Here is a 330-nt window from a genome sequence, read left to right on the forward strand (position 1 = left end):
ATATCGAGTTGCCGATTTCTGAAATGCATTGGCAACAAGTCCAAGCGGCATTGACTGAGCCGAGTATCACGGTGGTGAACCGCTCTGGGGATCAGTGGCCTGCCAAAGTGCGCTATGTGTCGCCGCAAGTTGATTCGGTCACTCGCCAAAGACAAGTCGTGCTTTCGGTTGAGGCACCTTATCAAAGCAAACCAAGATTGTTTCCAAATCAGCAGGTTCAGGCTGAGGTTAATCTAGGACTTAAGAATAACGTAGTCAGTATGCCTTTAAGTGCGATGACACGAGACGGGTATGTGTGGACGTTAGACAACAATGATCGTCTACGTAAAG

The 330-nt window shown here is 48.2% G+C and carries 1 pseudogene; it reads left to right on the forward strand.

Going from position 1 to position 330, the window contains the following annotated elements:
* Window positions 1–330: pseudogene (locus AB4512_RS24705) on the forward strand (efflux transporter periplasmic adaptor subunit); the annotation flags it as partial.

The organism is Vibrio sp. 10N.222.52.B7 (genome assembly GCF_041474275.1).
GTDB classification, from domain to species: Bacteria; Pseudomonadota; Gammaproteobacteria; order Enterobacterales; family Vibrionaceae; genus Vibrio; species Vibrio crassostreae_C.